Source organism: Govania unica, assembly GCF_027920805.1.
Lineage (GTDB): Bacteria > Pseudomonadota > Alphaproteobacteria > Sphingomonadales > Govanellaceae > Govanella > Govanella unica.
In genome coordinates, this window is the sequence record NZ_JANWOI010000001.1 from 688,766 (window position 1) to 704,474 (window position 15,709).

The following is a 15,709-nucleotide window of genomic DNA, read 5'->3' on the forward strand; positions in this document are numbered from 1 at the left end:
TCATCTCCCGCCGGTTCTAGTAATCAGCGGGGATGACGGCGCCAAGGGCAAAATTCCCCGGCCCCTTGCGTGTGGCATGACGGAGCGCCGCTTCGGCCGCCTCCATCAGACCGTTAAGGCTCGTGCCCGGTCGCGGTTCGGCGCCGACGATGCCGACGGAAACGCTGACCGGGCTGAGGCCGGTGACCCGTCCGGCGGTGATGTCCTCGCAACTGCGGATGATATGGCGGGCCTTGTGCACGGCGCCCTCGGTGGCGGTGTCCTCAAGCCAGAGCGCGAAGCGGCAGCCGCCAAGCCGGGCGATGGCGTCACCGGCGCGGGAACGTTGCTGCAACATATCGCCGATCTGCCGCAGCACGCTGTCGCCCGTGAGCGGCGAATGGCGGTCCTGCAAGGTCTCGAAATGATCGATCTCGAGCAGCAGCAGGGAGGACAACGCCCCGGTGCGGCGCTGATGGGTTATGCGCGTGGCGACGAAATCCAGAAAGCTGCGTTGATTGAGGAGTCCTGTCAGAGAGTCCAGGGTGGTCAGCCGTTCAATGACAGTCTGATTTTCGACCTGCGCGATGGTCAGGCTCAGGAGCTCGGCGGCTTCATCGAGGAGGGTCAGGTCATGGTCGTCAAACGTATGCTCGGGGGCACGGAGAACAATCAAGGCCCCATTGATCTGGCCATGGAGGCGGGTCATGGCAATGACCACCGGCTGCCCGTCCAGATCTTCGATGATGGGAGACTGACGGCGCAGGCGGTCGTTGCCAAGATCGCGGGTCAGGCTTTCGATCAGGCTTTCAATCTGGCTGTTCCCAATGTCGCCATCGGCCACAAGGTGGTTGTCCTCGCGGCGCAGGAGCCAGCAATTGGCGGCCATGGCGCTGGCGATGACGGCGGCGCTGGTGCTCAGGATGCGCTCGTTTTCCGCCAGATCGCGGGTGAGCGCGGTCAGGTCGGTGATCAGCTGATGGCGGGCCTGCAAGCGGATATAGGCGGTGTCCTGGTATTGGCTCATGGTCATGTCCCGACAAATGCCACGGGCCCCAAGCCAGTCACCTTTCTGGTTGAGGATGGGGGTGGCGGCCAGATGGACGGTCGCACGGCCGCCGTCATTGCGGCGGATGGTGATGGTTGTGCTCTCGATCCGGCTCTGCGTTGAAAAGGGCGAGCGGGTGGCATCCGGCTCGGAAAGATAGCTGCGGGCCGGGCGTCCGGTCAGCTCATGGGCAGGATAGCCAAAGGCTCCGCGCGGCGAGACATAACGAAAGATGCCCTGGGCATCGGTCTCCCAGGCGAAATCGGCCGAACAGGTCAAAAGATCCTTGAACATCTGCCGCGATTCGACCAGCGCATTGGTGAGATTATGTTCAAGGGTGACTTCCCGCCCGAACAGCAGCACCCCCAGCTGATCTGGCAGGGTCACCGGCAGAGCCTGAATATCGAACTGGCGCGTGCCGGATTTGCTGTTGATGGTCAGTTTTTGCAAGGTCGGCGCGCCGCTGGTTTTGCAGCGCTCCACCAGCGCCGCAAGGCTCGATTGCCGATCGGCGAGGGCATCGCTCAGAACGTCCGCATGAACATTGGCCTCAACCTGTCGGCCATCGCTCGCGATGAGCAGGGCCGGGCCCGGAAAACGGTCCAGGCTCGCATGGGCAAGTCCGGCCCAGACGTCCATTTTGGGCAGGTCTTCAGCGCCGGTAACCGCACTTCTCATGCCATTTTCCAGCCTCGTTCTGAGATCCGTTACCGTTGCATGCTGCTTTGCAGCCATCTGGACCACTTTCACTCTGCGGCGTCTTCTGTGGGTGGAGGCTACAGAGGACCAAGCAAAACCGTTATATAACTTCAATTTTGCCAGTATCAGGCTATACAGAAGGCGTTAAGAGATCTTTAAATTGGCGAGGCTGTCGGATGCTCTTTCAAGGCCGGGATACATGGGTCTTCGACCTTGATAACACGCTCTATCCGGGGCGCTGCAACCTGTTTGCCGCCATCGACCAGCGCATGACCGAATTCGTTATGCGGCTCGCGGGCTTGCCCCATGCCGAAGCGCGGCGGCTGCAAAAAAGCTATTACGTGGAATATGGCACCACCCTGCGCGGTCTGATGCTGGAACATGCCCTCGATCCGGCTGAATTTCTGGCCTATGTGCATGACATCGACGTCTCGCCGGTGGACCCCAACCCGCGCCTCGGCAAGGCCCTCGCCGGGCTCGCCGGGCGCAAGATCATCTTCACCAACGGCTCCGTGGCTCATGCCGAACGGGTGCTCGACCGGCTCGGGGTGCGCGATGCCTTTTCCGGGATCTATGATATCTGCGCCGCAAGCTATCTGCCGAAACCCCGGCCCGAACCCTATGCCGGGATGCTCGTGGCCCATGACATCGACCCGACCCGCGCGGTGATGGTCGAAGACATCATCCGCAATCTTGAACCGGCGGCGGCGCTTGGCATGGAAACGGTGTGGGTGACCGGCGGCGACGAATGGGCGCGGGCGGGGGTGCCGGATGACCGGCTGCCTGATTATGTCCATCATCAGGTCGACGACCTGACCGCCTGGCTCGAATCTCTGCTTCAGGTTGCGCCCTCTTAAGGTTGACATGACCGGCCCGCTTTGCCATCAGTTGGGCCATTCAATGATTAGGTAAAGGAACAGCATATGAGCGCGGCCGCATTGCAATCGGTTATCGAACAGGCTTGGGACCAGCGGGATCAGATTTCGCCCGCCACTAAGGGCGAAGTCCGCGATGCGGTGGAGACGGCCCTGCGTCTTCTTGATTCCGGCGAAGCCCGCGTGGCCTCCAAGGAAACCGGCTCCTGGGTTGTGCATCAGTGGCTGAAAAAAGCCGTGCTGCTGTCGTTCCGTCTGAATGACATGGAAACCGTCGCCGGTGGTCCGGGCGCGAACAGCTCGTGGTTTGACAAGGTGCCGTCGAAATTCGCCGGGTGGGACGATGCAAAGTTCCGGGCCGCCGGTTTCCGCGCCGTGCCGGGTGCCATCGTGCGCCGCGCCGCCTATATCGCCCCGGGCGTTGTCTTGATGCCAAGCTTCGTCAATCTCGGCGCTTATGTGGACAGCGGGGCTATGATCGATACCTGGGCCACCGTCGGCTCCTGCGCTCAGATCGGCAAGAATGTGCATATCTCGGGCGGCGCCGGCATCGGCGGCGTGCTTGAGCCGTTGCAGGCCGGTCCGGTGATCATCGAAGACAACTGCTTCATCGGCGCCCGCTCCGAAGTCGCCGAAGGTGTGATCGTCGAAGAAGGCGCTGTGCTGTCCATGGGCGTCTATCTCGGCGCCTCGACCAAGATCATTGATCGTGAAAGCGGCGAAGTTCACTATGGTCGGGTTCCGGCTTATTCGGTGGTGGTGCCGGGCGCTGTGCCGGGCAAGCCGCTCGCTGACGGTACCCCGGGCCCAAGCCTTTATGCCGCCGTCATCGTGAAAAAGGTCGACGCCCAGACGCGTTCCAAGACCTCGATCAACGAACTTCTGCGCTCGTAATTTAAGTCACTGTCATTCCCGCGAAAGCGGGAATCCAGCCTTACTTGCAGGCCCTGGATCCCCGCGTTCGCGGGGATGACATCGATGCCAGAGCTGTCACTAGATAAGGAGGCCCGCATGCTCGACCCCGTAGCCCTCGCTCAATCTCTGATCCGCTGCCCAAGCGTGACCCCGGCCGAAGCCGGTGCGCTCGATCTGTTGCAGCGTGAACTTGAGGGGCTTGGCTTCACCTGTCACCGGCTGCCGTTCGACGGCGACGGGACGGAGCGGGTCGACAATCTCTATGCCCGCATCGGCAGCACCGCCCCGCATTTCTGCTTTGCCGGTCATACGGATGTGGTGCCGGTGGGCGACGCCGCCCATTGGACGGTGGACCCCTTTGCCGGAACCATCGAGAATGGCACGCTTTATGGTCGTGGGGCCAATGACATGAAGGGGGCCATCGCCGCCTTCGTGGCCGCCGCCGCCGACTATCTGAAGGATCGGGAGCTTCAGGGCTCCATCAGTCTCCTCATCACCGGCGACGAGGAAGGGGTGGCCATCAACGGCACCCGCAAGATGCTCGACTGGCTGAAGGCGCGCGGCGAAGTGCTCGATGCCTGTGTCGTCGGCGAGCCCACCAACCCGCGCCTGTTCGGGGAGATGATTAAGATCGGACGGCGCGGCAGCCTCAACGCCGAAATCACCGTGATCGGCGCGCAGGGCCATGTGGCCTATCCGCATCTGTCCGACAACCCGATCCCGCGCATGCTGAAGATTCTGACGGCTTTGAACGAGCGTAAGCTCGATGACGGCACCGATCATTTCGATCCGTCCAATCTCGAAGTGGTGTCCATCGACGTCGGCAACACCGCCGCCAACATCATCCCGGCCGCAGTGACGGCACGGCTCAATATCCGTTTCAACGACCGCCACACCGGCGCAAGCCTGATCGACTGGCTGCGCGAGGTCTGCGAAATGTCAGGCGGTGCCTATGAACTCCGCCCGCATATTTCAGGCGAATCCTTCCTGACCGCGCCCGGCCATCTGAGCGATCTCGTGATCCATGCCGTTCATGATGTGACCGGCGTCATGCCGGAACTCTCGACCACCGGCGGCACCTCGGACGCCCGCTTCATCAAGGACGCCTGCCCGGTACTCGACTTCGGTCTGGTCGGCGCAACCATGCACAAAGTCGACGAACGCGCGAGCGTCGCCGACATCCAGGCACTGACCAAAGTCTATCGCCTGGTGCTCGAACGGTTTTTCGTTAAATAGGTCTGACGGGAACGGGCGGACAGATGGATACGCGGGTCAAGCCCGCGTATGACATGATTAATGAGGCCATCATTATTCCACAGATTTGTCATTGCCGGGCTTGACCCGGCAATCCATCTCTCCACCTTCCGCGTAATCCGCCGCCACAAAATAAAGCCCATGTGCCGGAGCCGTCGGCCCGCAGGCCCGGCGGTCCTTGGCCTCCAGCGCCCGGCTCACATCATCGGCAGTCCATTTGCCTTCGCCCACCAGCGACAGCGTCCCGACCATGGAGCGAACCTGGCGGTGCAGGAACGACCGCGACCCGGTATGGATGAAAATCTCCGCCCCACGCTGCTCCACATCAAGATATTCCAACGTCTTCCAAGGCGACGTCGCCTGACATTGGAGGTCGCGGAAGGTGGTGAAGTCATAATGCCCCACAAGCCGCTGCGCCGCCTCATGCATGGCCGCCACATCCAGCTCGCGCCGCACATGCCAGGCCTTGCCGTGATCGAGCGCAAGCGGCGTGCGGCGGGAGATGATGCGATAGGTGTAATGCCGCCGGATGCAGGTGAAGCGGGCATGAAAATCGCCGACCATCTCGGTCGCCGACAGCACCACAACGCCTTGATCAATCAGATAGAAATTGAGCGCCCCCTCGATGCGTTCGACTTTCTGGGCTTTTAGGAGATCCACATGGGCCACCATCCCAAGGGCATGAACCCCGGCATCGGTGCGCCCGGCGGCCTGCAGCCGCACTTTTTCTCCGCAAAACTTGAAGATGGCGGTTTCGAGTGTGGATTGCACACTCGCGCCATTCAGTTGCGCCTGCCAGCCAACGAAGCGGCTGCCGTCAAATTCAATATCGAGCTTATATCTTGGCATGGGCGGACTTTGCCGTCAGCCGAGCCGCAGGCCAAGAGGAATCGCACGTCCGCGCTGAAATTCCTCGGCGCTCATGGCGCTTTTGCCCTCGCGTTGCAATGTGGTGAGCGCCACAGCGCCCTTGCCACAAGCCACCGTAAAGGGCGCGGCGATGAGCGTTCCGGGCGCGCCGTCGCCCTCAGCAAGCCGCGAGCCGAGCACTTTGACGCGGGCGCCCTCATGTTCGAACCAGGCGCCGGGGAAGGGCGCAAGCCCACGGATCTGGCGGTCAAGTTCTATCGCCGGACGGCTCCAGTCGAGTCGGGCTTCGGCCTTGTCGATCTTTTTGGCATAGGTGACGCCGTCCGCAGGCTGCGGCACCGGCGTCAAGCTGCCGTCGGCCAGTCCTTGCAGCGCCGGATTGATGGTCTGAGCCCCCATCACAGCGAGCCGGTCATGGAGGCTCGCGGCGGTGTCGTCGGCAGCAATGGGTGTCTTTTCAATCAGGATCATCGGCCCGGTATCAAGCCCGGCTTCCATGCCCATGATGGTGATGCCGGTCTCGGCATCCCCGGCCATGATGGCGCGCTGGATCGGGGCCGCCCCGCGCCAGCGCGGCAACAGCGACGCATGCACATTGACGCAGCCCATGCGCGGCGCATCCAGAATGGCTTGCGGCAGCAACAGCCCATAGGCGACCACAACCGCCGCATCAAGCCCGAGCGCCTGAAAGCGCGCGGTTTCCTCATCTGATTTCAGGCTGGTCGGGGTGAAAACCGGAATCCCGGCGGCCTCGGCTGCGGCGGCGACCGGTGACGGGCGTTCTTTCTGCCCGCGTCCGGCCGGGCGTGGCGGCTGCGAATAGACGGCGACGACGTCATGGCCAGCATCAATCAAGGCCCGGAGCGTGGACACACTGAACTCCGGCGTGCCCATGAAGGCAAGCCGCAAACGGGTCATGCCCGGACCATGCGTTTGATTTTGCGCAGCATCATGTCGCGTTTCAGCCGCGACAGATGGTCGATGAACAGAATGCCGTCGAGATGATCCATCTCATGCTGCAGGCAGGTGGCCAAAAGCCCGGTGGCATGGATTTCCCGCGCCTGTCCGTGATAATCCAGAAAGCGCAGCTTGCATTCGGCCGGGCGTTCCACATCGGCATATTGTTCCGGCACCGACAGGCAGCCTTCGTTCCAGGACGCATAGTCCTCGGAGGTCCAGATGATCTCGGGATTGACGAAATATTGCGGGTCCTTCGCCTCGCCTTCGGGGGCAAGGTCGATCACCAGAATGCGTTTCGCCACCCCGACCTGAATGGCCGCAAGCCCGATGCCGGGTGCGTCATACATGGTTTCCACCATGTCATCCATCAGCGCGCGCAGGTTGTCGTCGACCTTGTCCACCGGGGTGGAGATGGTCTTGAGGCGCGGATCGGGGGCGGTCAAAATCGGTAGTATGGCCATGGTCATTCCTAAAACTGTCCTGCTAGTGTAGGTAATGCGTGGTGTCATGGCAGTCAAGATAAGGCGGGTTGAGTATGGATGTGACCTTGGGTGTGATGCTCGGTGGTTTCGCAGTGATTCTGCTGTTCGGGATCTTCCTGTGGCTGCGCGCGGACCGTAGTCGGCTCGAAGACCGCCTGCGGCTGGAACAGGTCACCCACATGGCACAGTCCCTTGATGTCACCAACAGGGAACTGATGGGCCGCCTCGCCCAGCTGGCCGAAAGCCAGAACCAAAGCTCGGCCGCGCTCACAAAGACGCTCGAAACCCGGCTCGACAGCGTCACCCTGCGCATGGGCGAAAGCCTTGAAAAATCAGCCACTACCACGGCCAAGACCATCGGCGAGCTGCAAACCCGGCTGACCGTCATCGACGAGGCACAAAAACGCATCGCCGAGCTGTCCGGTCAGGTGGTCGGGCTTCAGGATATTCTCGCGAACAAACAGGCGCGCGGCGCGTTCGGGGAAATCCAGCTGAACGCCATCGTGCAGAACGCCCTGCCGCCCTCGGCCTATGCTTTTCAGGTCGTGCTATCGAACGGCAAGCGCGCCGATTGCATCATTCATCTGCCGAACCCGCCGGGTTCGATCGTGGTCGACGCCAAATTCCCGCTCGAAAGCTATCACCTGCTGCGCGCCGCGACCGACCCCGCTTCGCGTACTGTGGCCGAGCGGCAGTTCACAACCGATATCCTGAAACATGTGGCCGCCATCTCGGACCGCTACATTCTTGAAGGCGAAACGGCGGAATCCGCCTTGATGTTCCTGCCAAGCGAGGCGATCTACGCCGAGCTTCACGCGAATTTCCCGGCGGTGCTTGAAAAATCCTATGCCGCGCGGGTGTGGATCGTCTCACCCACAACCCTGATGGCCACCCTGAACACCGTGCGCGCGGTCCTGAAAGACGCCCGCATGCGCGAACAAGCCCATGTCATTCAGCGCGAGGTGCGCACGCTTCTGACCGACGTAGGCCGGCTCGCCAAGCGGGTGGAAAATCTCACGACCCATTTCGGTCAGGCACAAAAAGACATCACGGAAATCACCACCTCCGCCAACAAAATCACAGCCCGCGGCGAACGGATCGAGGAATTGCAACTCGAAGAACCGGAAGTCACAGCGGTGGTTGCTCCGGCACGAGCGGCGCTGGAATTGAGCTGATCAGTCAGTTCACTCTCTGACATGTCATTACCGGGCTTGACCCGGTAATCCATGCTTCCCCCAGTACCGATGGCGCCGAGATAGATTGCCGGGTCAAGCCCGGCAATGACAAGTGGGCAGATGAAGCGCCCCCCTGCCACACATCCTGTCATACGAGGGCTTGACCCGCGTATCCATGGGGACGCCCCTCACAGGCCTCAGAACGGCCGCCGGCTTTTCAGCGCCGCAAGCAGTGTGCCTTCATCCAGGTAATCCAGCTCCCCACCCACCGGCACGCCGTGGGCCAGTTGGGACACCGTGAGGTCGAAGCGACCAAGCTTGTCCATCAGGTAATGGGCGGTGGTCTGGCCGTCTACCGTGGCGTTGGTGGCGAGGATGACTTCGCGGATGCCGCCGCCGTCGACGCGGTCGATCAGGCCGCGGATATTGAGATTGTCAGGGCCGATGCCCTCAAGCGCCGATAATGTTCCGCCAAGCACATGATATTGCCCGCGAAAAGCCCCGGCGCGCTCCAGCGCCCAAAGGTCGCTCACATCCTCGACCACGCAGATGATGGTTTTGTCGCGGCGCGCATCGCTGCAGATGCGGCAGGGGCTCAGGCTATCGAGATTGCCGCAGATTGCGCAGGGGCCGACCCGTTCCGCGGTTTCCGACAGGGCCGTCGCAAGCGGCAGCATCAGGCTTTCTTTTTTCTTCAGAAGGTGCAGCACCGCGCGCCGGGCCGAACGCGGCCCAAGACCCGGCAGCTTGGCCAAAAGCTTGGCCAGCGCCTCGATATCATTCTGTTGCTGATGATCCGTCATACTGCGTCAGGGTCCCCTGGTCCTTGAAAACCTCAGAACGGCATCTTGAACCCGGGCGGCAGTTGCAGGCCACCGGTCAGTTTGGACATCTGTTCGCTGGTGTAAGCGTCAACCTTGGTGCGGGCGTCGGCATGGGCGGCCTTGATCAGGTCCTCGACCACTTCAACTTCGTCCGGGGTCACAAGCGACGGATCGATTTTCAGCGCCGACAGCACGCCCTTGCCGTTGAGGGTGACGGTCACAAGCCCGCCACCGGCGCTGCCAGTGATCTCGAAATGAGCGAGTTCTTCCTGCATGGCCTGCATACGCTCTTGCATTTGCTGCGCCTGCTTCATCATCTGGCCGATGTTCTTCATCAATTTTGTCCTTGGTTAGTCATCAAGCCCGAACATGTCGTCATCGCTGCCGTCGGGCAGGATGAGACTGTCGAGATCATGCTCGTCATTGTCCGTGCGGACGCGGATATCGGTAATGTCGGCCCCGGGAAAGGCCGTCAGAATCTCACGCACCAGCGGGTTGGCTTCCGCTTCCGAACGCAACTTGGCTTTATGGGCAACGTCTTTTTCCTTGAGGCTCTGGTCGCCGCTTTCCTGCGAAATGGTGATGATCCAGGGCCGCCCGGTGAGCTCCCGCAGCTTGGCCGAGAGTTTGTTCGGCACATCAGACGCGCATTCGGGGCGCAAACGGATATCAAGGAGCCCCGGGGTAAACTTCACCAGATGCACATTGACCGTCAGATGGTGGGCCAGTGTACCTTCCTTGTTGTTTTCCAGAAGTGCCACCACCTCGGCGAAACTGCGCGGTCCCGCGGACGCCATGGGCACGCTATCCGGCGCAGCCTGCACATTGATGGCCAGATTCTGGGCCCGTGCCGCACCGCCGCCGGATGGCACATAACCGCCGCCTCCGCCGCCATTCCCCGCCGCGCCTCCGCTGAAGCCGCCCTGGGTAAGTTTTTTCACCAGATCGCCCGGATTGGGTAGATCGGCCACATAACAGAGCCGGATCACCACCATTTCGGCGGCGGCGATGGGGCTTGGCGAAATCCGCGTTTCCTCCAGCCCCTTGATCAGCATCTGCCAGGCCCGGGTCAGGATAGGGATGGAGAGATCACGGGCCAGCTCGCCGCCGATGAGGCGTTCGCTTTCGGAGGTGATGGAATCCTCCCCGGCGTCAGGCACGACCTTAAGCCGGGTGATCCAATGGGTCAGTTCCAGCAGATCCTGCAGAATGACCACGGGATCGACCCCAAGATTATACTGGGTCCGGAGGTTGCCAAGCGCACTATCCACGGCCCCGGCCATAATGGCGCGATAAAGATCAAGGATCTGCGCCCGGTCGGCGAGGCCGAGCATGTCGCGCACCATGTCTTCGCTGACCTGACCGGCGCCATGGGCGATGGCCTGATCCAGCAGCGACAGACCGTCACGCACGGAGCCTTCGGCGGCGCGGGAGATCAGGGCGAGCGCCTTGTCGTCGACATTGGCCCCTTCCTTCCCGCAGATGGCGCGGAAATGGTTGGTGAGCGTCTGGGCCTCGACCCGGCGCAGGTCAAAACGCTGGCAGCGCGACAGCACGGTCACCGGAACCTTGCGGATTTCCGTGGTGGCGAACAGGAATTTCACATGCTCCGGCGGTTCCTCAAGCGTCTTGAGCAACGCATTGAAGGCGTTCCGGGTCAGCATATGCACTTCGTCGATGATATAGATCTTGAACCGTGCCGAGACTGGGCTGTAGCGCACGCCTTCGATGATCTCGCGGATGTCGTCGACGCCAGTGCGGCTCGCGGCATCCATTTCAAGCACGTCCACATGCCGCGATTCGGCAATGGCGACGCATTGCGGGCAGACGCCGCAAGGATCGACGGTCGGGCCACCCTGTCCGTCGGGGCCGATGCAGTTGAGGGCGCGGGCGATCAGCCGGGCGGTGGAGGTTTTGCCCACCCCGCGCACGCCGGTCAGGATGAAGGCATGGGCCAGGCGGCCGCTGGCGATGGCGTTCGCCAGGGTCTTGACCATGGCGTCCTGGCCGATCAGCTCGGAAAAGGTTTTTGGCCGGTATTTGCGAGCGAGAACCCGGTAGGGACCCTCTGATTCGGGGGCGGCCATGAAACCGGCTTCATCGGTCATACTGTCGCGCGCTCCAGCGATAAAATCGGCGGCGGAATACCGGGGACTAAGTCTTGGGTGGGAGACTGGCGGACGACCCAAGCGAATCTCGTTACGGCTGCTTCCTTCCGGACCTGACCGGGTTGGCGAGCAACTTGCCCGTCACCAATCTCCCGGGCCAGTATATCGAACATTTTGTGCGGTGGTTCAAGCCCGGGATATGTATCTTTGCAGTTCTTTTATCAAAAGAGCACGGAGCACCCCGGTGGCAGCAGCCCAATCGACCATGGCGTTCACAGGTAATTCCCTAGACCGGGCCGAGACGCGGCGGGCCGATGCCGCATGGCTCAAGGCTTTGGAGCAGGACGGCCGGAGCCGGGCGCTCGCTTTCTCCAACCTCTCCCCAAGGCTCAGCGATGACCGGCTGGACTGGCAGCCGCTCAGCGGATTTGCCGCAGATCTACCCAAAGTCTTCCTCGGGCTCATAGGTGATTCGGCCTGTTATGCTGTCGATGTGGGCGATCAGGACATGCCCGAACTCTATACCGACGCCCGCACGGCGGCGGCCATCCTGCCGGTGGACGAAAGCGCCATCGTGGCGCAGGGTCGGTCGCTCCTCGACTGGCACGCCCGCCACGGCTTTTGCGCCATGTGCGGATCGCGCACCGAAATCCGGAAGGGCGGCCTTCAACGCGTCTGCCGCTCGGACAGCTGCCAGGCTGAGCATTTTCCCCGTGTCGATCCGGTGGTGATCATGCTGGTGACCCGTGGCGATCACTGCCTCATGGGCCGCCAGTCCCGCTTTCCCCCCGGCATGGTCTCGGCCCTTGCGGGCTTCATGGAGCCCGGGGAAACCATCGAGGAAACTGTCCGCCGCGAGGTCCACGAGGAAACCGCCGTGCCGGTGGGCGAGGTCCGCTATGTCATGAGCCAGCCCTGGCCGTTCCCGTCGAACCTGATGATCGGCTGCCTGGCCGAGGGACTGGATGACAAAATCACCATCGACCCGCAGGAACTCGAATCCGCCGGATGGTACAGCCGTGCCGACGTGCAGGCAGCCTTCGCGGATGACCCATCGGCCGGATTCACGATCCCCCAACCGGTAGCGGTGGCGCACCATCTGTTAAAGGCCTGGCTTGCGGAGTGACAGCCGTTGTGCCTGGAACCATGGATTGCCGGGTCAAGCCCGGCAATGACACTTCAAATTATTTGTCATTGCCGGGCTTGACCCGGCAATCCATCTTTCTTCCCGCAGCGCCTACTGCTGAAACCTGTAATTATGCGCCGGATAAGCGCCATAAACCCTGATCCGCCGGGTGAAGAACGCCAGTTCCTCCATGGCGAGCTCAACCCGGCGTTCCGAAGGATGGCCCTCAATCTCGGCGAAAAACTGTGTCGCGGTGAAGGCGCCACCCAGCTGATAACTTTCAAGCTTGGTGATATTGATGCCGTTGGTCGCGAATCCGCCCATGGCCTTATACAGCGCCGCCGGCACGTTCCGCACTTCGAACATGAAGCTCATCATGGTCGGGCCGTTGCGCGGGTCCGGGATGGCGTCGGCGCGGGACATGATGATGAAGCGCGTGGTGTTATGTGTCGCGTCCTCCATATTGGCCTGGATAAGATCGAGGCCATAGATTTCCCCGGCAAGCGAGGAGGCGAGGGCACCAACGGTTGGATCGTTGAGGGCGGCGATTTCTTTGGCCGCGCCCGCAGTATCCGCATGGACGATAGCGGTGAGGCCTAGCCGCCGCATCGTCTCCCGGCATTGGTCCAGCGCCTGCACATGGCTGTGCACTTCGCGCAGAGTTGCAAGTGTCGCGCCCTTCGGAGCCAGCAACTGGTGATTGATGCGCATGAAATGCTCGCCGATGATGTGCAGCTTTGAATGTGGCAAAAGCTGATGGAGATCGGCCACGCGCCCGGCGATGGAGTTTTCGATCGGGATCATGCCATAGAGCGCCTGACCGTCTTCGACCGCCTGCAGGGCATCCGCAAAAGTGGCGCAGGGCAGCGGCGTCATGGCGGGAAAAACCTGACGGCAGGCCATGTCGGAATTGGCGCCAAGTGCGCCCTGGAAGGCGATGCGGGTTGCGGGATCTGAGGTGGTCATCAAGGGGCCTTATCTGGCTGAACTTTGCGCGAATGGCGCGCAGTATTAGGGTCGTTCCCTACTCTGTCAATCTCGGCTTGTCCTTTCAAACAAAGCCTAGTACAAAGGCGCGGTTATTTTGGCGGGGGCCGTTAAGGCACGCGACTGTGGATTACGTCGTTTTTTAAGGCGGGGTTTTGAATTCATTTTCGCATGTCGGCGGTCCTCTTCCGCAGGCGGGTCAACGCATAGAGCTAGCGGGGGAAGAGTTTTGGACTCTTTTGAATGGAATAAAATTACGGGCGGCGTGCTGGCTGGGGTACTTCTCGTACTCGGCATCAACACGCTCGGTCATTCGGTTTTTGCAGAAAAGCCGCTTGAGAAAAACGCATACGTCGTAGAAGGCGTTGAAGAAGAAGGCGCGGGCGAAGCAGCTGGCGAAGCCAAAGCTGCTGGTCCTTCCTTGGCCGTTCTGTTGTCGCAGGCCAATCCTGCCGACGGCGAAAAGGTCTTCAAGAAATGCGCCACATGCCACAACATCAATAAGGGCGAACCCCATAAAGTGGGTCCGTCGCTCTATGGCACCATCGGGCATAAGATCGCCGGCCATGCTGGTTATGGCTATTCGGACGCTTTCGCAAAGCATGGCGGCACGTGGGATTTCGAAACCCTGTCGCATTATCTTGAAAACCCGAAGGCTTATATCCCGGGCAACAAGATGTCCTTCGCCGGTCTGAAAAAGCCCGAAGAACGCGCAGCCATCCTGCTGTATCTCAACCAGCACACGGACACCCCGTTGCCGCTGCCAAAGCCTGAAGCCGCTCCGGCCGCCGAAGCCGCTCCGGCTGCTGCGGAAGCACCGGCCGCTGCTGAAGCCGAACCGGCTAAGGTCGAGGCCCCAGCCGCTCACTAAGCGGACGCATGAAATTATGAAAAAGGCGGGGATTTCCCCGCCTTTTTTGTTTGTCAGGGGAGGGGATAACTCACCTTCCGCGCCCTGTCATTAACTCCCCTGTCATTGCCGGATCAAGCCCGGCAATGACATTTTTGTGTGGTTCAATATTTTTGTGCGGTTTAATTCCGTGCCTATGTCCCCCGCCAGGAACCTCCTGCCAAAACCTTCTGTCATTACCGGGCTTGACCCGGTAATCCATCTTGCCACCAGTCTAGTCGGTTGAGGCATGGATTGCCGGGTCAAGCCCGGCAATGACAATGTAGGGAGGCAGTCACCCGCCTCAATCCACCCGTCGAATCCCACTCACCGGCTCACCAGCAGTCTTCGCGACGATGGCGATGACCTCATCAAGCGGGTTGATCGTCACCGCCATATGGGTGGCATTCGCGTGCAGCAGCTGTGTGGCGTCCAGCATGATGCCCACATGGCCCGGGAAAAACACGATATCGCCGCGTGTCCGGGGCTCCGATAGGGACACTGGACGTCCGATGCTCGCGGCCTGCTGGTCAGTGTCACGGGCGCAATCCCGGCCGGTGGCGCTGAGCGCCATCTGCACAAGCCCTGAACAATCAATCCCGGCCACACTGCGCCCGCCCCAGTGATAGGGCGCGCCGAGAAATCGTTCCGCCTCCAGAACGAAATCCATTGCCCAGTCGCCAAGCGGGCGAACATGCGCAGCGAAAACCCAGCCGCCGCTGGCCAGCGGCAAAAAACCCTTGTCCGGCACAGTGGACTGAAGTGCAACCCGGCTGCCGAGATAGAGCGGCATCAGCGGCGGCAGCTTCAGATCGGGGCCGGGATAGACATGGCTTGAGAGGGCGGCGACCCAATGGGTCGCGGCGGGCAGGTGACCGAGGGCCGCTGACGGCACATAACCCACATACTGGTCCGCCGCGGCCTGCCCCCAGGCCCAGCTGCTCTCGTCGTCATAAACCGTGAAGCTCTCCCCGAACAGCAGTTCTGAGGCATAGGAGGCCCCATCCTCCGGGCGGCTTTTGAGCGGCGCGCGCGGGGTGCTTACCTGCCACAGCTGGCCGTCGGCATAGCGTGCGGCCGTGACCTTGCCTTCCAGATGACGGGCGGCGAGGTCGGGCCGGGCCGGGGTGAGGCGGGGATCGCTCACGGGCTCATCTCCTCGGGGGCAAGTTTCTGTCCGGCGCTGGCGATGCTCGCGGCGAATTCGCTCAGGAACACGGCGCCCTTGACGGTGCGGCGGATATAGATGCTGCGACCGTCCTTGCTGTCACGTTCCCGGCGGATGAAACCAAGCTTGCCGAGCCGGTCGAGCGCCCGCGTCACCACTGGTTTTGCCAGCCCGAGAAGGGCGGCGATCCCCCGCACGGTATGTTCGCCGTGAATGGCATAAAGCGTCAATAGAATGGCCAGCTGCCGGGTGGTGAGGTCGGGCCGGTTGCTTTGCACCATGCTGACCAGCACATGCCGCCAGAGATCAAGCGCATTCAAACCTTCGATCTGGGACTCGCGATCGGTCAT

At 61.6% G+C, this 15,709-nt stretch carries 16 protein-coding genes and 1 other RNA gene; 6 read left to right on the top strand and 11 right to left on the bottom strand.

Annotated features, from left to right (window positions below; all coding sequences use genetic code 11):
• Nucleotides 1-16 precede the first annotated feature (16 nt).
• Entirely contained in the window at nt 17-1,705 is a 1,689-nt protein-coding gene (locus tag NYP16_RS03090; protein ID WP_274942648.1) for a sensor domain-containing diguanylate cyclase, read from the bottom strand.
• A gap of 197 nt (nt 1,706-1,902) precedes the next feature.
• On the opposite strand from NYP16_RS03090, the gene NYP16_RS03095 reads away from it, so the two are divergent.
• From NYP16_RS03095 to dapE, 3 genes are all read left to right on the top strand, one after another.
• A complete protein-coding gene (locus tag NYP16_RS03095) occupies nt 1,903-2,583 on the top strand; it encodes a pyrimidine 5'-nucleotidase (RefSeq protein WP_274942649.1) in 681 nt (226 codons plus the stop codon).
• A 66-nt stretch (nt 2,584-2,649) separates the two neighbouring features.
• Entirely contained in the window at nt 2,650-3,495 is an 846-nt protein-coding gene (gene dapD, locus NYP16_RS03100; RefSeq protein ID WP_274942650.1) for a 2,3,4,5-tetrahydropyridine-2,6-dicarboxylate N-succinyltransferase, read from the top strand.
• Nucleotides 3,496-3,612: 117 nt separating this feature from the next.
• Nucleotides 3,613-4,752: a succinyl-diaminopimelate desuccinylase gene (gene dapE / locus NYP16_RS03105; RefSeq protein WP_274942651.1), complete on the top strand. Its 1,140-nt coding sequence runs from the start codon at nt 3,613-3,615 to the stop codon at nt 4,750-4,752.
• Between the two features lie 72 nt (nt 4,753-4,824).
• Here dapE and truA read toward each other — a convergent pair whose 3' ends face one another.
• The 3 genes from truA to def are packed head-to-tail and all read right to left on the bottom strand — an operon-like array spanning nt 4,825 to nt 7,061.
• Nucleotides 4,825-5,619 carry a tRNA pseudouridine(38-40) synthase TruA gene (truA, locus tag NYP16_RS03110; RefSeq protein ID WP_274942652.1) on the bottom strand — a complete coding sequence of 265 codons (795 nt, stop codon included), beginning with the start codon at nt 5,617-5,619 and terminating at the stop codon, nt 4,825-4,827.
• 15 nt (nt 5,620-5,634) lie between these two features.
• Entirely contained in the window at nt 5,635-6,549 is a 915-nt protein-coding gene (gene fmt, locus NYP16_RS03115) for a methionyl-tRNA formyltransferase (protein ID WP_346742460.1), read from the bottom strand.
• Nucleotides 6,550-6,554: 5 nt separating this feature from the next.
• Nucleotides 6,555-7,061 carry a peptide deformylase gene (gene def / locus NYP16_RS03120; RefSeq protein WP_274942654.1) on the bottom strand — a complete coding sequence of 169 codons (507 nt, stop codon included), beginning with the start codon at nt 7,059-7,061 and terminating at the stop codon, nt 6,555-6,557.
• Nucleotides 7,062-7,135: 74 nt separating this feature from the next.
• On the opposite strand from def, the gene NYP16_RS03125 reads away from it, so the two are divergent.
• A complete protein-coding gene (locus NYP16_RS03125) occupies nt 7,136-8,257 on the top strand; it encodes a DNA recombination protein RmuC (RefSeq protein ID WP_274942655.1) in 1,122 nt (373 codons plus the stop codon).
• A 197-nt stretch (nt 8,258-8,454) separates the two neighbouring features.
• Here the strand turns inward: NYP16_RS03125 and recR are convergent, their stop codons facing one another.
• From recR to ffs, 4 genes are all read right to left on the bottom strand, one after another.
• A complete protein-coding gene (gene recR / locus NYP16_RS03130; protein WP_274942656.1) occupies nt 8,455-9,060 on the bottom strand; it encodes a recombination mediator RecR in 606 nt (201 codons plus the stop codon).
• Between the two features lie 32 nt (nt 9,061-9,092).
• Entirely contained in the window at nt 9,093-9,416 is a 324-nt protein-coding gene (locus NYP16_RS03135) for a YbaB/EbfC family nucleoid-associated protein (RefSeq protein ID WP_274942657.1), read from the bottom strand.
• Nucleotides 9,417-9,431: 15 nt separating this feature from the next.
• Nucleotides 9,432-11,189 (bottom strand): DNA polymerase III subunit gamma/tau, encoded by a 1,758-nt coding sequence (locus NYP16_RS03140; protein WP_274942658.1) that lies wholly within the window; start codon nt 11,187-11,189, stop codon nt 9,432-9,434.
• A 60-nt stretch (nt 11,190-11,249) separates the two neighbouring features.
• Nucleotides 11,250-11,339: signal recognition particle sRNA small type (gene ffs / locus NYP16_RS03145), an RNA gene on the bottom strand.
• A gap of 94 nt (nt 11,340-11,433) precedes the next feature.
• On the opposite strand from ffs, the gene nudC reads away from it, so the two are divergent.
• The gene (gene nudC / locus NYP16_RS03150; protein WP_274942659.1) at nt 11,434-12,315 is read left to right on the top strand and encodes an NAD(+) diphosphatase; all 882 of its coding nucleotides are present in this window, start codon (nt 11,434-11,436) and stop codon (nt 12,313-12,315) included.
• Nucleotides 12,316-12,426: 111 nt separating this feature from the next.
• Here the strand turns inward: nudC and NYP16_RS03155 are convergent, their stop codons facing one another.
• Nucleotides 12,427-13,281: a prephenate dehydratase gene (locus NYP16_RS03155; RefSeq protein ID WP_274942660.1), complete on the bottom strand. Its 855-nt coding sequence runs from the start codon at nt 13,279-13,281 to the stop codon at nt 12,427-12,429.
• 250 nt (nt 13,282-13,531) lie between these two features.
• Between NYP16_RS03155 and NYP16_RS03160 the strand changes: the two genes are divergently transcribed.
• Nucleotides 13,532-14,173 (top strand): c-type cytochrome, encoded by a 642-nt coding sequence (locus tag NYP16_RS03160; RefSeq protein WP_274942661.1) that lies wholly within the window; start codon nt 13,532-13,534, stop codon nt 14,171-14,173.
• 322 nt (nt 14,174-14,495) lie between these two features.
• On the opposite strand, the gene NYP16_RS03165 is transcribed toward NYP16_RS03160, so the two are convergent.
• A complete protein-coding gene (locus NYP16_RS03165) occupies nt 14,496-15,338 on the bottom strand; it encodes a C40 family peptidase (protein ID WP_274942662.1) in 843 nt (280 codons plus the stop codon).
• The gene (locus NYP16_RS03170) at nt 15,335-15,709 is read right to left on the bottom strand and encodes a MarR family winged helix-turn-helix transcriptional regulator (protein ID WP_274942663.1); all 375 of its coding nucleotides are present in this window, start codon (nt 15,707-15,709) and stop codon (nt 15,335-15,337) included. The genes NYP16_RS03165 and NYP16_RS03170 overlap by 4 nt, the downstream gene beginning before the upstream one ends.